General features: G+C 58.5%; 18 protein-coding genes. 6 read left to right on the top strand and 12 right to left on the bottom strand.

Features of this window, described 5'->3' with window-relative positions:
* The first annotated feature begins 67 nt into the window (after positions 1-67).
* Both HF650_RS11310 and adhP read left to right on the top strand, forming a co-directional pair.
* Positions 68-1,777, top strand: coding sequence for an ABC-F family ATP-binding cassette domain-containing protein (locus HF650_RS11310; protein ID WP_187802450.1), 1,710 nt, complete (start codon positions 68-70; stop codon positions 1,775-1,777).
* A 266-nt stretch (positions 1,778-2,043) separates the two neighbouring features.
* Positions 2,044-3,054 (top strand): alcohol dehydrogenase AdhP, encoded by a 1,011-nt coding sequence (gene adhP / locus HF650_RS11305; RefSeq protein ID WP_187802449.1) that lies wholly within the window; start codon positions 2,044-2,046, stop codon positions 3,052-3,054.
* A gap of 179 nt (positions 3,055-3,233) precedes the next feature.
* On the opposite strand, the gene araJ is transcribed toward adhP, so the two are convergent.
* Both araJ and HF650_RS11295 read right to left on the bottom strand, forming a co-directional pair.
* Positions 3,234-4,403, bottom strand: coding sequence for an MFS transporter AraJ (gene araJ / locus HF650_RS11300; protein ID WP_187802448.1), 1,170 nt, complete (start codon positions 4,401-4,403; stop codon positions 3,234-3,236).
* Between the two features lie 118 nt (positions 4,404-4,521).
* Positions 4,522-5,433, bottom strand: a complete 912-nt coding sequence (locus HF650_RS11295) for a LysR family transcriptional regulator (protein ID WP_187802664.1) — start codon at positions 5,431-5,433, stop codon at positions 4,522-4,524.
* Between the two features lie 109 nt (positions 5,434-5,542).
* Between HF650_RS11295 and HF650_RS11290 the strand changes: the two genes are divergently transcribed.
* Positions 5,543-6,727: an MFS transporter gene (locus HF650_RS11290; RefSeq protein ID WP_187802447.1), complete on the top strand. Its 1,185-nt coding sequence runs from the start codon at positions 5,543-5,545 to the stop codon at positions 6,725-6,727.
* Positions 6,728-7,088: 361 nt separating this feature from the next.
* Here HF650_RS11290 and fdnI read toward each other — a convergent pair whose 3' ends face one another.
* The 4 genes from fdnI to HF650_RS11270 form a co-directional block, all read right to left on the bottom strand.
* On the bottom strand, positions 7,089-7,745 hold the full coding sequence (gene fdnI, locus HF650_RS11285; protein WP_187802446.1) for a formate dehydrogenase-N subunit gamma: 657 nt from the start codon (positions 7,743-7,745) through the stop codon (positions 7,089-7,091).
* Positions 7,738-8,622, bottom strand: a complete 885-nt coding sequence (gene fdxH / locus HF650_RS11280) for a formate dehydrogenase subunit beta (protein WP_187802445.1) — start codon at positions 8,620-8,622, stop codon at positions 7,738-7,740. Before fdxH ends, fdnI begins: the two co-directional genes overlap by 8 nt.
* A 12-nt stretch (positions 8,623-8,634) precedes the next feature.
* Positions 8,635-11,682 carry a formate dehydrogenase-N subunit alpha gene (gene fdnG / locus HF650_RS11275; protein WP_187802444.1) on the bottom strand — a complete coding sequence of 1,016 codons (3,048 nt, stop codon included), beginning with the start codon at positions 11,680-11,682 and terminating at the stop codon, positions 8,635-8,637.
* Positions 11,683-11,993: 311 nt separating this feature from the next.
* Positions 11,994-13,481: a SmvA family efflux MFS transporter gene (locus tag HF650_RS11270; RefSeq protein ID WP_187802443.1), complete on the bottom strand. Its 1,488-nt coding sequence runs from the start codon at positions 13,479-13,481 to the stop codon at positions 11,994-11,996.
* Positions 13,482-13,600: 119 nt separating this feature from the next.
* Here HF650_RS11270 and HF650_RS11265 point away from each other — a divergent pair, with 119 nt between their 5' ends.
* A complete protein-coding gene (locus HF650_RS11265) occupies positions 13,601-14,176 on the top strand; it encodes a TetR family transcriptional regulator (protein ID WP_187802442.1) in 576 nt (191 codons plus the stop codon).
* Here the strand turns inward: HF650_RS11265 and HF650_RS11260 are convergent.
* From HF650_RS11260 to HF650_RS11245, 4 genes are all read right to left on the bottom strand, one after another.
* The gene (locus HF650_RS11260) at positions 14,173-15,015 is read right to left on the bottom strand and encodes an arylamine N-acetyltransferase (RefSeq protein ID WP_187802441.1); all 843 of its coding nucleotides are present in this window, start codon (positions 15,013-15,015) and stop codon (positions 14,173-14,175) included. The genes HF650_RS11265 and HF650_RS11260 overlap by 4 nt on opposite strands.
* A gap of 75 nt (positions 15,016-15,090) precedes the next feature.
* On the bottom strand, positions 15,091-16,746 hold the full coding sequence (locus HF650_RS11255) for an iron ABC transporter permease (RefSeq protein ID WP_187802440.1): 1,656 nt from the start codon (positions 16,744-16,746) through the stop codon (positions 15,091-15,093).
* A gap of 41 nt (positions 16,747-16,787) precedes the next feature.
* On the bottom strand, positions 16,788-17,756 hold the full coding sequence (locus tag HF650_RS11250; protein WP_187802439.1) for an ABC transporter substrate-binding protein: 969 nt from the start codon (positions 17,754-17,756) through the stop codon (positions 16,788-16,790).
* Positions 17,753-18,454 (bottom strand): ABC transporter ATP-binding protein, encoded by a 702-nt coding sequence (locus tag HF650_RS11245; protein WP_187802438.1) that lies wholly within the window; start codon positions 18,452-18,454, stop codon positions 17,753-17,755. Before HF650_RS11245 ends, HF650_RS11250 begins: the two co-directional genes overlap by 4 nt.
* A gap of 232 nt (positions 18,455-18,686) precedes the next feature.
* On the opposite strand from HF650_RS11245, the gene HF650_RS11240 reads away from it, so the two are divergent.
* Both HF650_RS11240 and HF650_RS11235 read left to right on the top strand, forming a co-directional pair.
* Positions 18,687-20,465, top strand: a complete 1,779-nt coding sequence (locus tag HF650_RS11240; protein WP_187802437.1) for a sensor domain-containing diguanylate cyclase — start codon at positions 18,687-18,689, stop codon at positions 20,463-20,465.
* 28 nt (positions 20,466-20,493) lie between these two features.
* Positions 20,494-21,066: a flavin reductase family protein gene (locus HF650_RS11235; protein WP_187802436.1), complete on the top strand. Its 573-nt coding sequence runs from the start codon at positions 20,494-20,496 to the stop codon at positions 21,064-21,066.
* An 18-nt stretch (positions 21,067-21,084) separates the two neighbouring features.
* Here the strand turns inward: HF650_RS11235 and pptA are convergent, their stop codons facing one another.
* Both pptA and HF650_RS11225 read right to left on the bottom strand, forming a co-directional pair.
* Complete coding sequence (pptA, locus tag HF650_RS11230) at positions 21,085-21,315, bottom strand: tautomerase PptA (protein WP_187802435.1); 231 nt, start codon at positions 21,313-21,315, stop codon at positions 21,085-21,087.
* A gap of 51 nt (positions 21,316-21,366) precedes the next feature.
* Positions 21,367-21,987, bottom strand: coding sequence for a glutathione S-transferase family protein (locus HF650_RS11225; protein WP_187802434.1), 621 nt, complete (start codon positions 21,985-21,987; stop codon positions 21,367-21,369).
* Positions 21,988-22,015: the final 28 nt, after the last annotated feature.

The raw sequence follows: 22,015 nt of genomic DNA, 5'->3' as shown, positions 1-22,015 counted from the left end.
GGCTTACCGGGTTGTCGTCAGCGATGTTTGACGAGGCGTTTTTACGCCTGTAACTCTTGAGTAAGCAATGAGCACACTACTATCTGCACAATCAATCCGTGTTGAGACCGCGTTCGGTCCGCTGTTTTCTGATCTCTCCTTTACCCTGAAAAAAGGCGATCGCCTCGGGCTTATTGGCGACAATGGCTGCGGCAAAAGCACCCTGCTGAAGGTGCTTGATGGCACGATCTCCCCCCTTTCCGGTAAGGTGACACAGGCGCATCACTGCCTGCTGGCGCGCGTGGAACAACATCTCCCCGATGAATTGTTGTCAATGACGCTGCTTGATACGGTGTTGGCACAGCTCCCCTCTGCTGAACGGGAAACCCAGCGCTGGCGCGCAGAAACGCTGCTTGCCACGATGGGGCTGAACGAGCAGGAGATTGCCCTGACGGCGGCGACGCTAAGCGGCGGGCAACATACCCGCCTGCTGCTGGCGCGGGCGCTGATCCGCGAACCCGACCTGCTGTTACTGGATGAGCCGGGCAACCACCTCGATCTGCCAACCCTGCTGTGGCTGGAGCAGTTTCTGCAAAGCTGGTCCGGCAGCTTTGTGATGGTCTCTCACGACGCCGCGCTGCTGGATGCCGTCACCAACGGCACGTGGATCCTGCGTGACCATACGCTGCACGGCTTCGCCTTACCCTGCACGCTGGCGCGCCAAGCGCTGGAGGAACGGGACGAGAGCGATGCCCTGCGCCATAAAGCGGAGCAGAAAGAGATTGACCGCGTAACCGCCAGTGCTAAACGGCTGGCGACGTGGGGGCGCGTCTACGACAACGAGGATCTGGCGCGCAAAGCGAAACAGATGGCCCGCCAGGTGGATCGCCTGAAAGCGAGCCAGACGTCGCTGACCGACGGCAGCCAGTGGCGGCTGGCGTTGCATGGCGAACCTTTAGCGGCTGACCGCTTACTGGAGATGGAGAACCTGGCGGTCTCTCCCGCGCCGGGGCTGCCTGCGCTGTTCCGCATCCCCCTTGCCCGCCTGAAAAGCGGCGATCGGGTGGCGGTGCTTGGGCGCAACGGCTGCGGGAAGTCGTCTTTGCTGAGGCTGATCTGGCAGGTTTATCACCAGCAGACCCATGACGCCCTGCGCCTGCATCCGCGGCTGCATGCCGGGTATTACGATCAGAGCCTGCACCAGTTGCCGGACGAGGCGACCCTGTTCGATGCGCTGGAGCCTTTCGCCCCCGCGCCGGGTGACCGGAAAATGGCGTTGATCAGCGCCGGTTTTGCCTTTCCTCGTCACGGCCAGCGTGTTGCAACCCTCAGCGGCGGCGAGCGTTCGAGGCTGCTCTTTGTCGGGCTGTCGCTGGCGCGCTTTAACCTGCTGATGCTTGATGAGCCGACCAACCATCTTGATATGGCGGGCAAAGAGGCGCTGGCTCAGGCAATAACGCAGTTCAGCGGTGGCGTGCTGCTGGTGAGCCATGACCGGCAGCTCATCAGCCAGAGTTGTAACCGTTTTTGGCTGGTGGAAGATGGCGAACTGAGCGAGTGGCATGATGCCGACGCGGTGTTTGGGCGTCTGCGTGAACGCACTGGCTCGCCGGTTGCGGCGGTTGACGCGCAATCCTGCGAGGCTGCGCCACCGGACGATGATGACGCTCTGCTGGAGCGGCTGATCGATCTGGAAACGCGACTGGAGGAGGATCTGGCACGCAAGGAGAAGCACCAAAAACTGCAGTTGCAGGCGCAATGGCGGGACGAGATTGCGCGTCTTCGCTTGCTGCTGTAGCTGTTTTTCTTCCCTCAAAGGCACCGCAAGGTGCCTTTTTTGTATATTCCCCACACATTAATGACTTCTGTGTAGCACGTTTTATAACCATATTAACTGTTTGATTACTCACCATTTACCCTACCTGATATAAGGGTAATGGAGGCAAAGTATGTCATTCTGTTGCCAGGCTATTGAAAACCTTTATCTAAACCATTAACTCTTAAGGGGTATAGGGGATGAAGCGATAGCGCTTCACCGTACTTTTGCCAGCAAGGAGATTAAAGATGAAAGCTGCCGTTGTTACTCAGGATCACCAGGTTGCTATTGCAGAGAAGACGCTGCGCCCGCTTAAGCATGGCGAAGCGCTGCTGAAGATGGAGTGTTGCGGCGTGTGCCACACCGATCTGCATGTGAAAAACGGTGATTTTGGCGACAAAACCGGGGTGATCCTCGGTCATGAAGGGATTGGCATCGTCACGGAGATCGCCGAAGGCGTCACCTCGCTCAAACCGGGCGACCGCGCCTCTGTCGCATGGTTTTTCCAGGGGTGTGGCCACTGCGAATATTGCAACAGCGGTAATGAGACGCTCTGCCGCGATGTGGTAAACGCCGGTTACACCGCTGATGGCGGCATGGCGCAGGAGTGCATTGTGGTGGCGGATTACGCGGTAAAAGTGCCGGACGGCCTCGGCTCGGCGGAAGCCAGCAGCATCACCTGTGCGGGTGTCACCACCTATAAAGCGGTGAAAGTGTCGCAGATTAAACCAGGCCAGTGGATCGCCATTTATGGTCTGGGCGGCCTCGGCAACCTGGCGTTGCAGTACGCGAAAAATGTCTTTAATGCCAAAGTGATCGCCATTGACGTTAATGACGAGCAGCTTAAGCTTGCCGCCAGCATGGGGGCCGATCTGACCATCAACTCACGCAGTGAAGATGCGGCAAAAGTGGTGCAGGAAAAGACCGGCGGCGCGCATGCTGCCGTAGTGACCGCCGTGGCAAAAGCGGCCTTCAATTCAGCGGTCGACGCCGTGCGTGCTGGTGGACGCGTGGTTGCAGTCGGCTTGCCGCCGGAAGCGATGAGCCTCGATATTCCGCGTCTGGTTCTGGACGGCATTCAGGTCGTGGGTTCGCTGGTCGGCACCCGTCAGGATCTGAGCGAAGCGTTTCAGTTTGCCGCCGAAGGAAAAGTGGTGCCGAAAGTGGCGCTGCGCCCGCTGGAAGATATCAATGCCATCTTCAAAGAGATGGAGCAAGGCCAGATCCGTGGCCGGATGGTGATCGATTTACGCCATTAATTTGCGCCGCGCGTGCTAAAAATGTCGGATGGCACTGCGCTTATCCGGCCTACGTAACCCTCACCAGGTCACATTCTAAGGCCTGGTGAGGCACCACCCACCATTTCATATCGCAGCCCCGACGGCGTAAACCGGCAACCCGTCGGCCGGATAAGGCGAAGCCGCCAACCGGCAAAACGTTACACCGTCACAACTTCGGCATGATGGCTGGTGATGCGGCGGTTATAGATCAGCAGCGAGGCAAGCGCGGCGAAAGTCAGTATCGCTGCAGGCAGCGCCAGATAGTTATAGGTAAAGCCGAAAGCGATAATCAGCCCGCCAAACCATGCCCCCACCGCATTACCGAAATTAAACGCCATCTGCCCACCCGCTGCACCCAGCATTTCGCCGCCCTTCGCATTTTGCAGCAGCATGATCTGCAGCGGCGCGGAGAGCGCAAACAACCCGGCGCAGCAGAGAAAGCCTAATGAGAGCGCACCCGCTTTGCTGTCGCCGAGGAAAAACAGCGCCACCATCGCCAGCATGATCACCAGTTCAGTTACCATCGCAATGCGTATCGGGCTGAATCTCGCTGACACTTTGCCGCTAAACATATTCCCCAGCACCATCCCGAGCCCCATCAGCATCATAATTAACGTCATGGCCTCTTGCGAAAAGCCGGAGACGCTCACCATAAAGGGCTTCACGTAGCTGAACCAGGCAAACACCCCTGCATTCCCGAACATGGTGGCGGCAAAGATCAGCCACGGCTCTGGTTTCTTCAGAAAGTGAAACTGCTCGCTCAGGCGTGTTGGCGCGGTGTCATAAAGGCTCGGCACCCAGAAAATGACCGACACCATTACCAGCACAAAGAAGAGCGAGATCAGCACAAAGGTGTAACGCCAGCTAAAAAGATGCCCGATCCACGTACCAAGGGGAATACCGATCAGGTTAGCAACGGTCATCCCGGCGATCATCCCGGCCACCGCCATAGTCACTTTACCCGGCGGCGCAATTTTCGAGAGGATTATAGCGCCGACGCCAAAGATTGCGCCGTGCGGAAAACCGGAGATCAGCCGGCCAATCACCAGCATCGGATATGCGCTGGAGAAGGTGAAAATCGTATTGCCGACAAAACAGAGCGCCACCAGAAAGAGCAGCACGTTTTTGAGGGAGAAGCGGCTGGAGAACATCGCCATGATCGGTGCGCCAATCACCACGCCCGCCGCATAGGCGGAGATCATATGCCCCGCCGACGGAATGGAGATCCCGACGTTATTCGCAAGCTCGGTCAACACGCCCATAATACCGAACTCGGCCATCCCAAGACCAAAGGTCGCAAGTGCCAACGAAAAAACCGTTTTTTTCATACCACTAACCACTTGTTAAAAGTTTGCGACAGGCATTATTGACCATTCGCGTATGGCAGACCAGTTGAAACCTGTCCGCTGACGTTTTAATCCATGGATACAGTTTTTCTCCCCCTGATTAAACAACCGGGTTTTGCAGCCCCTGCTGCAGAAAATCAATCAACGTCCGCGTTTTAACCGGCAGATAGCGGCGGCTGGAGTAGATCGCGACCAGACGCAGCGGTGCTGCCGCCTGCGGTAAGGCGATCTCCACCAGATGCCCCTCGTTGATGGGCTGCTGGCAGGCCTGCTTTGACAGGATGGCAAATCCCACTCCCGCCAGTGCGGCTTTAAAGGCCATCTCACCACTGTTAACGCGATAATGCCCTTTCACGTTGACCACCTCATGCTTGCCCGTTGCATCGACAAATTGCCAGGCCGCGCCGTTCAGCGCGCTGACGGTGGTGATGCAGGGTAAGGTTTCAAACTGGCGTATGGCGCTCGGCAGGCCGTAGCGTGCAATTAATGCAGGCGCGGCCACGATGGTGCAGGGAAATGTGGCCAGGGGGCGAGCGATGTAATCGCTGTCGTCCAGATCACCGCGAGTGAGGATAACGGCGACATCCACCTCTTCGCGCAGGGACTCGAAGCCGGATAAATTGGTTATGCAGCTTATCTCCACTTCCGGGTAACGACAGGCAAAATCCGCCAGCAGATTGCCGAGCAGCGCCGGCCCCATCTCGCTCGGAATGCAAATGCGCAGCGGCCCTTTGAGCTGTACCTGACGCGACATCAACTCCGCCTCCGTCTGCTCCAGCGACTCAAGCAACGGCTTTGAACGCGTGTAGAGCAACTGCCCGGAAGGCGTCAGCTTCCGGTGTCGGGTTGTGCGCTCGATAAGCTGCACATTGAGCCTCTCCTCAAGTTGGGCAACCGTCCGGCTGACATTCGATGTCGGCATAGTCAACGTTTTTGCCGCCGCAACAAAACTCCCTTTCTCCACCACCGCACAGAAGATCTTCAGCGCGGTGAAATCCAGCCCTGAGCGCATTTTTATCCCACTTTTGATAACAATGATGGTCATTTTTACCGGCTTATTCTCAAAACCGCCAGGTATTAGAGTGCCCACTCCTATTTTTTACGGGTTCAACTCATTGCTTATGTCACAAACAAACACGTCACCTACCCTTGCCAGCATGGCTATCGTTGTCTCCTTTATCCAGTTCGCCAACGCCCTGGAATATATGGCGTTCAATCCCATCTTCGCCTTTATGGCCCCGACGTTTGCGGTGCCGCTCGCCTTCTCTGGCTATGTCTCGGCCGCCTATACCTTTGCTGCGATGTTCTCGGGAGTGATCGCGTTCTACTTTATCGGCGCTATCAACCAGAAGCGTTTCTTGCTCAGCAACATGGCGCTGCTGTGCATCCTGACGGCTATAACGACCCTCACCACCCACTTTGGCGTGCTGCTGGCGCTGCGCTTTTTTGCCGGTCTGGTCGGCGGCACGACCATGGGCGTGGCGACCAGCCTGTTGATCAACGCAGCGCCAGCGCAACTACGCGGCAAAATGGTATCAATGGTGATCGCCGCGTTTTCAATGATTAGCATTGTCGGCATGCCAGCCGTGCTGTTTATCTGCTCCCGCTGGGGGTGGAAAACGGCGCTACTCTCACTTAGCGCCTGCTGCTTTGTGGCCCTGGGGCTGATTGTGCATTTTATTCCTGCCCAACAGGCGTACACAGGCCCACGTCAGAAGATCACCCTTGATGCGCAGACGCTGCTCTTTGCCTCCGGCAATGCGCTGGTGCAGTTCAGCCCGATGCTGCTCATTCCTCTACTGGTACCGCTGATGCAGCTGCTTGGCGCAACGGTCACGGAGCTTGCCTGGCTCTTTTTTGCCGGGGGCATCGCCGGGTATCTCGCAACCCGGCTTACGGGTCTGTTCACACAACGCTATACCATCCTGACACTGGCGCTGGCCTCCAGCGCCCTGTTTGTTGCCAGCCTGCTGATCCCTACGCTGCACTACGCTAATGCGTGGCTTTTTATCGTGCTGTTTCTCGCCGGGGCTTATAGCCGCCTGGTCTCTTCATCGGTGCTCACCCTGCAATTCCCCGATAATGCGCAACGCGCGGGGTATGGCTCCTTGCAAACTGCGCTAATGCATCTTGCCACCACCGCCGCCTTTTCACTCTCTTCATGGCTGCTTTCCGCCAGGGCGCTGACCCTCGACGCCCTTAAACCAGTATTGATAGTTTGCGACCTCAGCGCCCTTCTCTTTCCTCTGCTGGTGCCGCTGTTGCAGAGGAAGCTGGCCTTACGCAGCGCAGCGTCACACCCATAACAAAAAGCGCCCGGCACGCTCTTCGCCGGGTGCAATCATCGTCATAACGCCGCGCGCCGTCACCAGGAAAACCAAACGGAATGCAGGATTTTGGAAGATGCCTCGCAAAGATTTTCACCTTTTGCATGGCGTTGCTTTATTCAGGAAGCGGCCTCGCAAGTTCTGCACAAGCCAGCAGAAAGAGTGTTGTTTGCGCATTCGCGGATTGCTAATTTCCGCAGCGCAAACCAGGGAGAGGATGCGTATGGATGGAAGAAAAACAGGCACTATTTGCGTTAATAGACGCGGCAAAGCGGGAATAAAGCGGAATGCGGTGCAGATAAAGAACCGCTCCGGACGTGATGCCGGAGCGGTAAGCGCGTTACTTAATGCCTTCGGTACTCTCTTTTTTCGCTTCGAGACGTTCAACGTCGCGATACCAGCGCGGATGGTGCTTCATTGCCCAGCGGCGGCTCACTTTGCCTTCGATCATACCTTTGATCGAGCCTTTCACCCAGAAAGCCATATACATATGGATCAGGATGGCGTGAATCAAAATAATCGCCGAGGTCGCATGCAGCAGCAGGCTGTAGCGAATGACCTGTATCGGAAAGTACTGGGCAAAGTAAGGGCGCCAGATCACCACGCCGGTGACCAGCAGCACGGTCATCATGCTCATAATGGTCCAGAACATCATCTTCTGCCCGGCGTTGTATTTGCCGACCTTCGCCACTTTGTGTTCGTTGCCCTTCAGCACCTCAACGATATTTTTCACCCACGGCCAGTCTTTCTTATCCGGGATGTTGTGATGCACGAAGCGCACGAACATAAACATCAGCGCCAGGAAGATCACCACACCGAAGAAGGGATGCAGAATGCGCCCCATCTGCGGTGTGCCGAAGGTTTCCGTCAACCACTGCAGCGTCGGGAAGAAGAAGGAGATGCCGGAGAGCGCCACCAGAAAGAAGCAGATCACCACCGTCCAGTGACAGGCGCGATCGATAAACTTAGTGCGCACAATCATTTTCGACTTACTCATGATGCTCCTCCTCTTCGTCATCCACCTCTTTATTGGGGCCGATGCCAATGTAGTGGTAAATCAGCCCGGCAAACGTGGCGAGGAAGCCCGCCGCCGATAACGGTTTCAGCACCCCTTTCCACAGCCCAACCGCCGTGTCGATATGCGGATCGTTGGGCAGATCGTGATAGAGCACTGGCTTATCCGCATGATGCAGTACATACATCACATGAGTGCCGCCCACGCCCTGCGGGTTGTAGATACCCGCATTGCTGTAACCGCGCGCTTTCAGCTTCTCAACGCGCTGCTCGCCCAGCTCCAGCATCTCCTTTTTGGTGCCGAAATGAATAGCGCCAGTCGGGCAGGTCTTCACGCAGGCGGGCTCCTGGCCCACGCTGACACGATCGACGCAGAGCGTACATTTATAGACCCGGTTATCCTCTTTACTGAGGCGCGGGACATTGAATGGACACCCGGCGATACAGTAGCCGCAGCCGATGCAGTTCTCCTGCTGAAAGTCGACAATACCGTTCGCGTACTGAATGATTGCGCCGGCAGAGGGGCACGCCTTCAGGCAGCCCGGCTCCGCGCAGTGCATGCAGCCATCCTTGCGGATCAGCCACTCCAGCTTGCCGTTCTGATCGGTTTCGCTAAAGCGCATCACCGTCCAGGATTTGGCGCTGAGATCGGCGGGGTTGTCATACACCCCGACACAGTGTCCCACTTCATCGCGGATATCGTTCCACTCCGAGCAGGCCACCTGGCAGGCTTTGCAGCCGACACAGGTGGAGACATCGATAAGCTTGGCAACCTCCGCTTTATAGTCACGCGCCTTTGGCGGCGGCGTGACGGGGTTGGTCGCAGAGCGTTTAATAATGTCCTGAGTTTCCATAGCCATAATGTCGCGCCCTTACGCCTTCTCGATATTGACCAAAAACGCTTTATATTCCGGCGTTTGCGAGTTCGCATCGCCGACGTTAGGCGTCAGGGTGTTGGCGATATACCCCTTCTGCGCCATGCCTTCAAAGCCCCAGTGCAGCGGAATGCCCACGGTTTCAACCTGCTGACCGTGTACCTGCAGGGTTTGCAGACGTCGCGTAACCACCGCTACAGCGCGAATGAAGCCGCGCTGGCTGCTGACCTTAACGCGATCGCCATTGCGGATGCCTTTTGCTGCGGCCAGCGTTTCGCTGATTTCAACAAACTGCTCCGGCTGGGCGATAGCATTAAGCCGCGCGTGCTTGGTCCAGGTGTGGAAGTGCTCCGTCAGACGATAGGTGGTGCCAACATAAGGGAAGTGCTCTTTTTTCCCCATGCGCTTCACATCCTCTGCGTAAATGCGCACCACCGGGCTGGAGACCACATTCGGGTGCAGCGGGTTGGTGCCGAGCGGCGTTTCCACCGGTTCGTAGTGCTCCGGAAATGGCCCTTCGGCGAGCTTATTGAGCGCAAAAAGACGCCCCATCCCTTCCTGCTGCATGATAAACGGCCCGGTGTTGCTTCCCGGCGGCGCGGTGTTGTAGTCCGGAATGTCATTCCCGACCCACTTCGCACCATTCCACTGGATCAGCATCCGTTTCGCATCCCAGGGTTTACCCATGAAATCCGCCGACGCGCGGTTATAGAGCACCCGGCGGTTCATCGGCCACGCCCAGGCCCAGCCGAGCGTATTGCCCAGCCCAGACGGATCGGCGTTGTCCCGGTTGGCCATCTGGTTACCCTGCTCGGTCCAACTCCCCGCATAGATCCAGCACGACGAGGCGGTGGAGCCATCATCACGCAGCAGCGCAAAGCTGTTCAGCAGCTGGCCTTTCTTCGCCAGAAGTTGGCCGTTGGTGTCATAGAGATCTTCCAGCGCGTAGCCGTTATTCTCTTTAGCCACCTCTTCCGAGTGCGGGTTATGCGGCTGGCTGTAGTGCCAGGACATCTTCAGAACCGGCTCCGCGCCTTTGCCCCCTTCAGTGCGGTACATATCGCGCAAGCGGTGATAAATGCCCGCCAGGATCTCGCCATCGTTGAGCGCTTCCCCCGGCGCATCCTGCCCTTTCCAGTGCCACTGCAGCCAGCGCCCGGAGTTGGCAATCGAGCCATCCTCTTCCGCAAAACAGGTGGAGGGCAGACGGAACACTTCCGTTGCAATGGCAGACGGGTCAACATCGTTCATCTCGCCGTGGTTCTGCCAGAAGCTGGAGGTCTCGGTGACCAGCGGATCGATCACCACCATATACTTCAGCTTACTCAGGGTGTTGACGACCTTGTTCTTATCCGGGAACGATGCCACCGGGTTGAATCCCTGGCAGATGTAGCCGGTGACGTCGCCCTTCGCCATCATGTTGAAGTACTTAATGACGTCGTAGGATTGATCCCACTTCGGCAGCCAGTCGAAGCCCCAGTCGTTCTCTTGTTGCGCCGCATCGCCATAGAACGATTTCATCAGGCTAACGAAGAACTTCGGATAGTTGCTCCAGTAGTTCACCTGATCGGGCAGCATCGCTTTCGGCGTATTTGCCGCCAGGTACTGTTGCAGATCGGTCTGTGTTTCCGATGGCAGCGTCAGGTAGCCCGGCAGGCTGGTCGAGAGCAGTCCCAGATCGGTCAGCCCCTGAATATTGGAGTGGCCGCGCAGGGCGTTCACACCGCCACCGGCCATGCCCATATTGCCGAGCAGCAGCTGGATCATCGCCATAGTGCGGATGTTCTGCGCACCGACCGTATGCTGCGTCCAGCCCAGCGCATAGAGGAACGTCGTGGTTCTGTCTACGGCGCTGGTCGAGGCGAGCACTTCACACACCTTCAGGAAGTCCGCTTTTGGCGTACCGCAGATATTCTCCACCGTCTCCGGGGTGTAGCGATCGACATGCTGTTTGAGCAGGTTCCAGACACAGCGCGGATGGGTCAGCGTCTTATCGCGTTTCGCATAGCCGTTGTCATCGAACTGGTAGTTCCACGTCGTTTTGTCGTACTGCCTTTTTTCAGCATCGTAGCCGCTGAACAACCCGTCATCGAAGGCAAAGTCTTCCCGCACCAGCAGGCTGGCGTTAGTGTAGTGTTTGACGTATTCCGCGTTGACCTTGTTGTTTTCAATCAGGTAACGCAGCACGCCGGAGAGGAAAGTAATATCCGTCCCGGAGCGGATCGGCGCATAGATATCCGCCACCGACGCCGTACGCGTGAAGCGCGGGTCGACAACGATAAGCGTCGCGTCATTGTTGTTTTTGGCTTCCATTGCCCAGCGGAAACCGACCGGGTGGGCTTCAGCGGCGTTACCGCCCATTACCATCACCACGTTGGCGTTTTTGATATCAACCCAGTGGTTGGTCATCGCACCGCGACCAAATGTTGGAGCAAGACTTGCTACCGTTGGTCCGTGTCAGACGCGCGCCTGGTTATCTACCGCCAGCATGCCGAGAGAGCGCACAAATTTTTGCGTCAGCATGCCCGTTTCATTACTTGCTGCCGAGGCGCACAGCATGCCGGTGGAGAGCCAGCGGTTAACCTTCACCCCGGCGTCGTTAGTTTCGACAAAGTGCGCATCGCGATCCGCTTTCATCAGGCGGGCGATACGGTTAAAGGCTTCATCCCAGCTGATACGCTGCCATTTACTGGAGCCCGGCGCGCGGTATTCGGGGTAGCGCAGGCGGTTTTCACTGTGCACATAATCGAGCAGCCCGGCCCCTTTCGGGCAGAGCGCACCCCGGCTAACCGGATGATCCGGATCCCCTTCGATATGGTAAATCGCTTCTCTGGCGTTCTTTGCGCCATCGCCGAGGCTATACATTAATAGCCCGCATCCCACGGAACAGTACGTACAGGAGTTTCGAGTCTCTTTTGCGCGCAGTAATTTATAATTTCGCGTCTGAGCCAGCGCCATCTTCGGGGCGAACCCTAAAGCGGCGACCGTGGTTCCTGCCATCCCGCCCGCGCAGATACGAAAAAACTGTCTGCGGTTGACGTTCATTGCTTTCCTCAATAATCAATCTTCGCTTGCGGCGGGGAAACTAAACATTTCGCGGGGTTTAATAATTGCGGTAAATCAATAACGCCGGAGGCTTGACACCTAATAGTCGCTGCCGCTGCGTTTTACTGCCTAATAAGAGGTAGAGGCGGTTCGACGGTGCTGAGCAAGGCAGTGATTTTACAGCCGGCGGCAGTTGAGGCTTGCCGGTTGCTGAGTGGCAGGGACGGAGAAGCGAATCTATTACGGGGAGAGAGCATGATGGGCGCCCCGCTCTTTTACTGCTGGCGAAGCGCCCTGTTGCGCTGAATAGATCAGTTTTTCTCAACTCGCGCGAGGCTAAACCACATCCCGATTGCCAGCACCACCAGCAGCATGCTGGCGGTACTGAGCGCGACGCTGTGCGAGTGGGTAAATGCCGTTTTCGCTGCGGTAATAATCCCCTCGGCCAACGCCGGATCGGACTCCCGTGCCAGGCGGAAGGCTTCACCGATGGACGATGAGGCCTGTGCCGCCGCTTCGGCGCTCAACTGCTGTGGCAGGTTGATGGTCGCGGAAAACGTGCGGCTTAAAATCAGGCCAAAGACCGCAATACCGAGACCCGCGCCCAACTCATAGGACATGGTTTCAATCGCCCCTGCCGCCGCCGCTTTCTCCTTCGGCGCGGCGGCCATAATGGCCGCCGTCGAGGCCAGCAGCGCGCTGGCGGCACTAAAGCCGAGCAGCGCCATCAGCACCGCCGCCTGCACTGGCTGGGTCGAGAAGTTGGTCAGCGACAGCCCAAAGAAGCTAATTGCGCTGAGCGCCATTCCGCCTGCTGCCACGCAACGCAGACCCAGTTTTGAGACCAGCACCCCGGCAATCGGGCCACTAAAGCCGCTGGCGATCATCACTGGCAGCATAAAGACCCCGGCGGCGAAAGGCGTAAAGCCGTGCACAAATTGCAGCTCCTGCGCCATCAGTAGCTCGAAGCCCACCAGCGTTACCATGGCCATGATCGCCATCAGTGCGCCGCTGAGGATCACACGGTGCGTAAAGAGCCGCATGTCAATCATCGGCCGGCTCGCCGCCAGCTGGATGCGTACAAAACCGGTCAGTAACAGGCCACCAAGCAGCAGCGTGCTGGTGACCAGCCACAGCGGCAGCGTGCCTTTCATGGCGGTTTTCGCACTCCATACCAGTAACAGGATGGCGGCAATCAACGCCAGCGCCTGGTTGAGGTGCAGCGGCTGATCGGCTCGCCCTTGCTGGCGCGGTACATACCGGGCGGTAAGCGCCATCACCACCAGCACAATCGGCACGTTGATGAGAAATACCGAGCCCCAGTAAAAGTGCTCAAGCAGCATACCGCCAATCAGCGGGCCAAATGCCGCGCCGCCGGAGCCAATCGCCGCCCAGACGCCGAGCGCGGTGTTGCGATGGTGCGCCTGAGAAAAGGTAGTGCGGATCCCGGCAAGCGTCGCGGGAACAATCATTGCCGCACCGACGGCGAGCAGCGCACGGGTGGCAATCAGCCAGCCTGCGGTGGGGGCGAATGCCGCCAGCAGCGATGCGCCGCCAAACAGACCGCTGCCAATCAGCAGCAGGCGCTTAAAGCCGATTTTGTCGCCCAATGCGCCCATCGGCAGCACCATCCCTGCCATCACCAGCGAATAGATATCGATGATCCAGAGCAGCTCATTCCCGCTGGCATCCAGCGCAGTGCTGAGCGTCGGCGCGGCAACATGCAGCACCGTCGCATCAATCGCCACCGGAATATAAACCAGCACAATGATGACCAACGTTAACCACTGACGAAACATAACTTCTTCCTCTTTTATCCATTCTGGACGCCTGTCCAGAAATGCGATCCTACGCATTGTTGAACACATGTCCAGCTTTTTGTTACACTCCGCGGCACGTTTTAAGGGGAAAGTATTTCATGAGCTATTTAAATCGGGACGATCGCCGGGAAGTGATCCTGCAGGCCGCCATGCGAGTGGCGCTGGCGGAGGGCTTTTCCGCTATGACGGTTCGCCGCATCGCCAGTGAGGCCGGGGTGGCAACGGGCCAGGTGCACCACCATTTCATCTCATCAAATGAACTCAAATCGCAGGCCTTTATTCGTCTGATCGATGAACTGCTGGAGGTTGAACTGGTTCCGCAAACCGCGCCGTGGCGCGAGCAGCTGTTTGCCATGCTCGGCAGCGATGAAGGGGGACTTGAGCCCTACATTCATCTGTGGCGCGAAGCTCTGCTGCTGGCGAGTAAAGATCCGGAAATCAAAGGCGCTTATCTGCTGACGATGGAGATGTGGCACGTCAAAGTTGTCAGGCTTATCGAACAGGGCGTGGCGGCGGGCGAATTTACCCTGCATGATCCGGCGGCAGATATTGCCTGGCGGCTGATTGCCATGGTCTGCGGCATGGACGGGATTTGCATCCTCGGCATGCCAGATGTCGATGAATCGGCCTTCAAACGCCATCTGACACGGATGATTGAGAAAGAGCTCTGTTAGCGCTTGCCGCTCTGCAGATCAAAGCCGTCCATTACAGTTTGCAGCTGTTGCAGGGTAAAGCCTGACTGCGCATCGCTCACCCCCAGTCCGAAGCGGTGCTGTAGCGTCTCATAGAGCGCGGCAACGTCGGGCAGGTGCGTCTCCTCCACTACTTTGCCCTGATGCCAGTGGGTGAAGTGGAAATTAGTGAGGGTCATTTTGCCGCCGTCCGGCAGATGGCGACACATCAACAGATGGTGGCGAAAATGGGAGGTCGGCCAGTGTGCGGAGTGGAAGTTGCCCAGCACGTAATCCGCCTGGTACTGCTCCCCCATCTCAAACTGATACATCGTCTGCCAGTGCTCATGATGACGGAACTGCAACTGCCAGTTTTCACCCGCGCGCAACAGGCGATAAAGACCGTGCGGCGTCGCCTGCTCAATCTCCTCCTGCAGGCGGATGGGCGCGGTCAGGCTCTGGCCGCCGAAACCGACGTCGGCGATCCACGGCTCACCGTCGAGCTGCACCAGTAGCAGACGGTGGGTGCGCGGCGGCATCTGCTCCGGGTTAGCAAGCAGTACGCGAGCCAGCAGGCTGCGCACGTCAAACCCTATCTCGCGCAGCGCGCGTTCAAAAAGGCCGTTTTGCTCAAAGCAGTAACCGCCGCGGCGGCCCACCACCAGCTTGGCGAAGATCGCCTCATCGCTGAGCTCGATTTCACGCGGCAATACCACGTCAATATTTTCGAACGGGATCGCGGCGTTATGGTGCAGATGCACGGCGCGTAAGGTCTCAAGGGAAACATCCGGGGTGTGATGCCAGTCGATGCGGTCCAGATAAGCGCTTAAAAACGGGGTCATACAGGCTCCTTGCGTGTGGTGTCCATTGGTTATAACCCATATTTTCCCCGCCACTGGCGTTTTCGTGCCCTCACTTTATCCCTTTGTGCTGCGCTGCATGATGGCCAGCGCCGTCAGCATCAAACCCAGCCCGGTAATCAGCGTCAGCGTCGCCATCGCCATCCCCTGGCCAACCGATCCCTGCTCAAACTGCCGCCAGATAAAGACCGCCACGGTTTGCGTGCCCGCAGGCGACAGCAGCAGTGAGGTGACCAGTTCGCGCGAGGCGATGGCGAAGACCATCAACATCGACGCGAGCATCGCCGGAAAAATCAGCGGCAGCACAATAAAGCGCAGCGCCTGAAACGCGCTGGCACCATGCACCCGCGCCGCCGCTTCAAGGTTACCGCCCAGCTGACGCATGGCACTGCCGATGTAGCGCACCGGCCACGGAAGTAACAGGCAGCAGTAAGAGAGCAGCAAAATCGCCCATGTGTTATAGGGCGAAACCGGCCAGAATGGGCGGTTCCAGAGCAGGATCAGCCCGACGCCGACCACCACGCCCGGCAACGCGGCGGGCATAAGCGACAGGGCATCGATAAGCGCACGCCCTTTTATCTTCTGCATCACCACCAGCCAGGCGGCGCACAACCCGAGCAGGCCGGTAATCAGCGCCGCCGCAAACGCGAGGGACACACTGGTACCCAGCGCGGGAAGCGCATCGCCGCGCTGGGCAAAAAGTGCCGCAAAGTGAGCGCTGGTAAGATTGTCCCACGCCAGCCCGCCAGAGAGCGTGGCGCTAAACCCGGTCACCGCCATCGACAGCCCCGGCAACACCACCGCGATCAAACCGACCATCGCCATCATCGCCACCACCGGCGCGGTACACAGCCCCAGTTTCGCGCCAACATGCGCGGCGGGTTTGCCGGAGACGCTGGTGACATCGGTGCCGCCAGTCAGTTTGCGTTGCAGCGCCCAGCCGCCAAGCGCAACCGCAATCAGCACCAGCGATAGCAGCGAAGCGCCGGGGAGATCGATCGGCCAGTCGGCGAGCTTCTCCTCAATGCCAACCGTCAGCATCACCACCCCTGAGCGCGTGCCCAGCGCCGCCGGCACGCCATACTCCTCGATCGCCAGCGTGAAGGCCAGCAGCATCCCCGCAGCTAATGCGGGTGAAAGCAGCGGCAACGTGATGTGGTAGAAAGCCCGCCACGGTGTGGCGCCATGCACCCGCGCGACCAGCGCCAGCCGCTGCCCGCTGGCAAGCAGGCTGCGCGAGACGGCAAAATAGACTACCGGGAAGATATTGAGCGTCATCACCAACACAATGCCGCTTTTGCTGAACAGCAGAGTATTGAGATCCAGCCCGGTGAGCTGCATCAGGTAGCCCTGGGTTTGCAGCATCAGCATCCACGACAGCGCCGCAATGTAAGGCGGCGTCAGAAACGGGATCAGAAACAGCAGATCCCACAGCTTCGGGCACGGCAGATCGAACAGCCCGCGCGCGATGCCCAGCGGCAGGCCAATCACCGCGCTAAGCAGCGCAACGCCGAGGGCGATTTGCAGTGTGCCGCTGAACATCGCTGGCAGCTGCGGCTCGGCGAGCAGGTGCGGGATCGACGAAAAGGGAGCTCTCAGCGAGCCTGCGCTGAAGTGGGGAAAGAGTGCCTGTAACACAATAAAGAGTAACGGCAGCGCCACCAGTATCACCAGCAGCGCCGTGGTAATCCGGGCGATAACGGTCTGATTCACGGCAAAGGATCCTGAAAGCGGGGTTGCCCCCGCAGTATGTTTTACTGGGCAAACAGCGTGTTGAAGCGCTTGAGGATCTCGCCGCGCTCGCTGCCAGTGTCACTCTGGGTCGGCAGCAGTTTCAGCTCGCTTAACAGCGGGCGTTTGGCGGCAACGTCGGTACGGGCAGGCATCAGCCAGGCGTCGGCGACCATTTTCTGCCCTTCCGGCGACAGCACATAGTCGATGAAGGCTTTCGCCTCCTGCTCATGCTGGGTGGATTTGAGGATCATCATCGGACGCGGCGCAATCACCGTGCCGCTGGCCGGGAAGATCACCTTCAGGGATTCCCCCTGCGCAATATTGCCATAGGTGACGTAATCCACCGCGCCGAAAACTGCCGCTTTTGCCCCCTGCATCACTGGCGTCACCGCCTGCGCGTTCGGGCCGCTCACCACCATGCCATTTTTCTTCAGATCGTCAAAAAGTTGCCAGGCCTTATCGCCCATGCCATTTTGCAGCCCGATCAGCAGATCGAGGGATGCGCCGGAGAGCGCCGGATCGGGCGTTGTGACCTTATCCTTAAAGGCAGGCGCGGTGAGATCGCGCCACTCTTTTGGCTCCGGGGTGCCGCTTTTGCTGTTCCAGACAATACCGAGCGCTGAAATGCCCTGCGCCACATAGTCCGCGCTTTTCAGCGTCTCCGGCACTTTTTCCGCATTGGCGCTGGTAAAGGGCAACAGCCAGCCGCGCTTATGCAGATCTTCTGCCGTCTCCCACGACGCGGAGATCAAAATATCCGCCTGCGGATTGGCCTGTTCCGCCTCCAGGCGCGCCATCACTTTGCCGGTGGTGGCCTGGAAGATATTCACTTTTACCCCGCTCTGCTGCTCGAAGCCACTGGCGACGCTTTTCGCCAGCGAGCCCGGTCCGGCGGTATAAACCGTCAGCGCATGCGCGCTGGAGATGATCATCGATGACAGCGCCATAGCGAGGGCGACTCCTTTTTTCACGGACAGTAAACCTTTCATGCAGATTCCCCTGAGGTTGACGTAACGGTGCGAACGGACTCCACCTCGCCGGAGGCGAGATGAACAATGCGGTCGGCGAGCAGCTCTGCTTCACGGCGATCGTGCGTGACATAGACGGCGGTGGTGCCAAGCTGGCGCAACAGGCGCGCCATCTCATGGCACAACGCTTCGCGCAGCGCGGTATCGAGATTGGAGAGCGGCTCATCAAACAGCAGCACGTCCGGCTCGGCGACAATGGCTCGCGCTAGCGCGACACGCTGCTGCTGGCCGCCAGAGAGCCCGGCGGGTTTACGCTCGGCGAGATCCGCCAGCCCGACGCGCGTCAGCGCCTGCATAACGCGTGTATCACGCTCGGCACACGGGACATGGCGCATCTTTAGCGGAAAGGCGACGTTTTGCGCCACGCTCATGTGCGGCCACAGCGCGTAATCCTGGAAAACCATGCCGATGTCGCGCGCTTCGGGCGGCAGCGCCCAGCCCGCTTTCGCCACGCAGCGATCGCCAAACCAGATGTCGCCAGCGGCCGGCTGCGTAAGACCTGCCAGCAGTCGCAGCAACGTGCTTTTGCCGCAGCCGGAGGGGCCGAGCAGCGCGACGATGGTGCCCGCCGGGATGGTTAAATCGATGCGATTAAGAACGGTGTGTACGCCGAATGCGTATGAAACGCCTTGCAGCCGGATGTCAGTGAATGCGCTCATCGACGCCCTCCTGTTTCAGGAAGCCGATCGAAACCCGCGGTCTGCATCCGCAGGGCGCATCCACCTGAGCAGAAGTCAGGGGGAGCAAACATCTTGTTATCCTCTTTGGGATTTGATTGCGGCTGACTATAGGCAGGGAGTGTGACAGTGAAATGACATGGATATGGCGCCTTGATTTTTAAGCAATGTCTACACTTAAAAGAACGCTGTTCTTAATCAAAAAGGGATGCCCGTGCGGATCGCCACGATAACCAATTTTGCCTATATCGCCACGGTGGTGTTAACGCTCAGCTCCGGCGTCGCGCTCTTTCTCGCCTCCAGCGCCGAGCGCAACGAACGCGAAGCAGTGACGCAAAGCCGTCTCTTCGACACCCTCACCGATACGCTGGAGAAAGAGGCCTGGGCATTAAGCGAACTGGCGCGTGAAGCGGTGATCAAAAAGCAGCCCGAAGCGATTCAGAGCTGGAAGACCAGAGCTGAGCAGGATATTGAGCTGGAGAATCATCTCGCGGCGCTGCGCGATAACGGTGCCTCCGAGGAGGAGTTGATTATCCTGCGCGACGGCCTTTCAACCCTCGATCAGCTGGAAGATGAGCAGCGGATCGCCATCAGCGACATTGAGGCGGGGAAAATCGATGAGGCAATGAATCTGCTCTTCAGCACCAGCTATGAGGAGCGCCTTGCAGAAACCGAATACCGCTTTTCACACTTTCGCAGTCTGATCGATCAGCGCACGCAAAGCGCTATTGCCAACGCCACCGACCTCTCCCTGCGCCTGCGCACCCTCTCTGAGATCATGGTCGGTCTGACCGCCCTGCTGTTTCTCTTCGTGCTCGGTTTTATTATCAAACACCGCATCCTGCGCCCGGTAGTGACGCTGAGCGACGTGGTAAACCGGCTGGCGACGCAGGATTACAACGTCGAAGCGCCGGTGCTGGCGCAGGTCGATGAGATTGGCGATATGGCACAGGCGATCCGCATCTTTCGCGAGAACGGATTAGCCCGCCAGCGCCTGGAGCTGGAGCGCGATGCGGAATGGGCGACGCGCACCCTGCTGGCACGCATGACCCAGCGCTTGCAGGGGTGCGACTCTTTGCAGGCGATTGTGCGGGTGGTGAGCCGTTTTGCGCCGCAGATCATTCCCGATATGGGCGCACGGCTCTATCTGCTGGACAACAATACTAACCGGATGAAGTGTGTTGCCCGCTGGGCGCTACCGCCCGGTGAAGATACCCCTTTCGCGCCGGACAGCTGCTGGGCGCTGAAGCGCGGCCAGCTGCACAGCCCCGGCAACGGTGACGTCGATATGCCCTGCGATCACATTGTGCCCGAGATCGCCGCGCGGGCGATCTGCGTGCCGCTCAACGCACAGAACAAAAGTATCGGCCTGCTGACTTTCGATAACTACACGCCGGACAAAGAGCCGCCCTATATCTATCTCGAACTGCTGGCCGAAACCCTCGCGCTGGCGTTAGCCAATCAGATGCTGCGCGACACGCTGACCGAAAAAGCGAACTACGACTCCCTTACCGGCCTGCGTAACCGCCACAGCCTTGAGGAGACGCTGCGCAATATGATCGATCAGGCAATGGTCGACAATACGCTGCTGAGCTGCCTGATGCTGGATGTGGACTACTTTAAAAAACTCAACGACCTGCACGGGCATGACGCGGGCGATAAAGTGCTGCGCGAGCTGTCGCGCCTTATTACCGACACGCTCGGCGAGTGCGGCGTCGCCTTCCGCTACGGCGGCGAGGAGTTTTTGCTGATCCTGCCGGGTAAGAGCGAAACCGAAGCGAAAATGCTCGCCGAGCGACTGTTAAACACCATACTTAAACACCCGATGCGCTATGAGTCGCAGGATATCGGCCCGGTGTCGGTCTCTATCGGTCTCGCCACCTGGCCGCGTCACGCCAGGGCAGATAACCTGGTGCGCGCCGCGGATCTCGCGCTCTATATGGCGAAAGAGCAAGGGCGCGGGCAGATTGTCGTTGCCCGCCACGCCGGGTAGTGGCGGAAATTTTGCTAAAGGAGAGGTTATGAGCCATTTTCGTCCGGTGGCGTTAGAGCACGCCAGCCGCCTGTTAAACCACGGCCCGACCGTGATGATCACCAGCCGCGATGAGCAGATCGATCGCCGCAATGTGATGAGCGCCGCCTGGTCAATGCCGGTGGAGTTTTCGCCGCCGCGCATCGCCATCGTGGTAGATAAAAGCACCTGGTCGCGCGAGCTGATTGAGCGCAGCGGCATGTTCGGCATTGTGGTTCCCGGCGTCGCCGCTGCCAACTGGACCTACGCCGTCGGCAGCATTACCGGGCGCGATGAGGATAAATTCAACTGTTACGGCATCCCGGCATTTGCCGGGCCGGTGCTCGGTTTGCCGGTGGTGGAAGAGAAGTGTCTGGCGTGGATGGAGTGCCGCTTGCTGCCGCCGACCGCCGCGCAGGAGAAGTATGACACGCTGTTTGGTGAGGTGGTCTCTGCCGCCGCCGATGAGCGCGCCTTTGTACAGGGGCGCTGGCAGTTTGATGATGATCGGTTGAGCACGATTCACCACCTCGGCGGCGGAACCTTTGTCGCCAGCGGCAAAACGATGGTGGCCGGGCAGTAAGGCCTGCCCGGCCAGCCGTTACATGCTGTAACCGGGCTTTTTAATCAGCTTCTCCATCTGCGGCGCAATCTCTTTATCCCAGGCGCTCACCTGCCACTCTTCCGGGGCGATCTCGGTGAGCGCCACGCTGATGGAACTCTCTTTGCTGTTGAGATGGCGAATAATCACCTCGGTGATATCCGCCGCCAGCGCGCTCTTCTGCTCGTCGTTCAGATCGCGGGGAAAACATTTGATATCGATATGCGGCATGGTCTGCTCCTTGTTTTAAAAAAATGACGATAACACAGCGGGTAACTGGCGCTAACCAATGATCTCGTTACGCTGCAGCACCGCCTCCAGCTTTGGCAGCGCGCAGACGGCATCGGCGATAGCGTTGATCTTCGGCGTGTTGCTGGCAAACCACGCCCGCCCCGGCCCCCAACTGCGCATCACGCAAAGGTAAATATCCAGCAGCGTAAGCTGTTCACCGAAGGCGTAAAGCGCAGCCTGCAACTGGCTCTCCAGCCACAGATAGAGGGTTTTGCGATAAGCGATGCAGCTCTCTTTCAACTGCTCCGGCGCGTCCGGTGCCCAGCGCTCGGGGTAATCGGCATAGGTAAAGGTCGGGTAGACATTCGCCACCAGCCACACCAGCAGGCGCCAGAACTGCTGGCGTTCTGCCGTCCCTTCTGGCGGAGCCAAATCGGGACGAGAGTCGAGGATCATCAACGCCACGGCGGCGGACTCGGTCATCACGCTGCCATCATCCAGTTGCAGCGTGGGTACCTGGCAGAGCGGGTTGAGCTTACGCAGCAGCGCCTGCTGCGGGCCGGGCTGGTCAAAGCCTTTAACATCGTGAAACTGATAAGGGATATCCGCCAGCGTCAGCATCGCTTCGCTGATGGCCGATCCAAAGCCGGGTACGCCATAAACGGTGATCATAGGGTTACCTCGCAGGACACAGGAGGCT

Source organism: Kosakonia sp. SMBL-WEM22 (assembly GCF_014490785.1).
Classification (GTDB): Bacteria; Pseudomonadota; Gammaproteobacteria; order Enterobacterales; family Enterobacteriaceae; genus Kosakonia.
Note: the sequence above shows the minus strand (reverse complement) of the source record. Positions and strands in the feature narration are given on the sequence as shown.

Bases quoted from the DNA above. Each gene is read 5' to 3' on its own strand.
- HF650_RS11310 (WP_187802450.1), top strand. From the start codon at position 68: ATGAGCACACTACTATCTGCACAATCAATCCGTGTTGAGACCGCGTTC.
- adhP (WP_187802449.1), top strand. From the start codon at position 2,044: ATGAAAGCTGCCGTTGTTACTCAGGATCACCAGGTTGCTATTGCAGAG.
- araJ (WP_187802448.1), bottom strand. From the start codon at position 4,403: ATGAAAAAAACGGTTTTTTCGTTGGCACTTGCGACCTTTGGTCTTGGG.
- HF650_RS11295 (WP_187802664.1), bottom strand. From the start codon at position 5,433: ATGCGCTCAGGGCTGGATTTCACCGCGCTGAAGATCTTCTGTGCGGTG.
- HF650_RS11290 (WP_187802447.1), top strand. From the start codon at position 5,543: ATGTCACAAACAAACACGTCACCTACCCTTGCCAGCATGGCTATCGTT.
- fdnI (WP_187802446.1), bottom strand. From the start codon at position 7,745: ATGAGTAAGTCGAAAATGATTGTGCGCACTAAGTTTATCGATCGCGCC.
- fdxH (WP_187802445.1), bottom strand. From the start codon at position 8,622: ATGGCTATGGAAACTCAGGACATTATTAAACGCTCTGCGACCAACCCC.
- HF650_RS11270 (WP_187802443.1), bottom strand. From the start codon at position 13,481: ATGTTTCGTCAGTGGTTAACGTTGGTCATCATTGTGCTGGTTTATATT.
- HF650_RS11265 (WP_187802442.1), top strand. From the start codon at position 13,601: ATGAGCTATTTAAATCGGGACGATCGCCGGGAAGTGATCCTGCAGGCC.
- HF650_RS11260 (WP_187802441.1), bottom strand. From the start codon at position 15,015: ATGACCCCGTTTTTAAGCGCTTATCTGGACCGCATCGACTGGCATCAC.
- HF650_RS11250 (WP_187802439.1), bottom strand. From the start codon at position 17,756: ATGAAAGGTTTACTGTCCGTGAAAAAAGGAGTCGCCCTCGCTATGGCG.
- HF650_RS11245 (WP_187802438.1), bottom strand. From the start codon at position 18,454: ATGAGCGCATTCACTGACATCCGGCTGCAAGGCGTTTCATACGCATTC.
- HF650_RS11235 (WP_187802436.1), top strand. From the start codon at position 20,494: ATGAGCCATTTTCGTCCGGTGGCGTTAGAGCACGCCAGCCGCCTGTTA.
- pptA (WP_187802435.1), bottom strand. From the start codon at position 21,315: ATGCCGCATATCGATATCAAATGTTTTCCCCGCGATCTGAACGACGAG.
- HF650_RS11225 (WP_187802434.1), bottom strand. From the start codon at position 21,987: ATGATCACCGTTTATGGCGTACCCGGCTTTGGATCGGCCATCAGCGAA.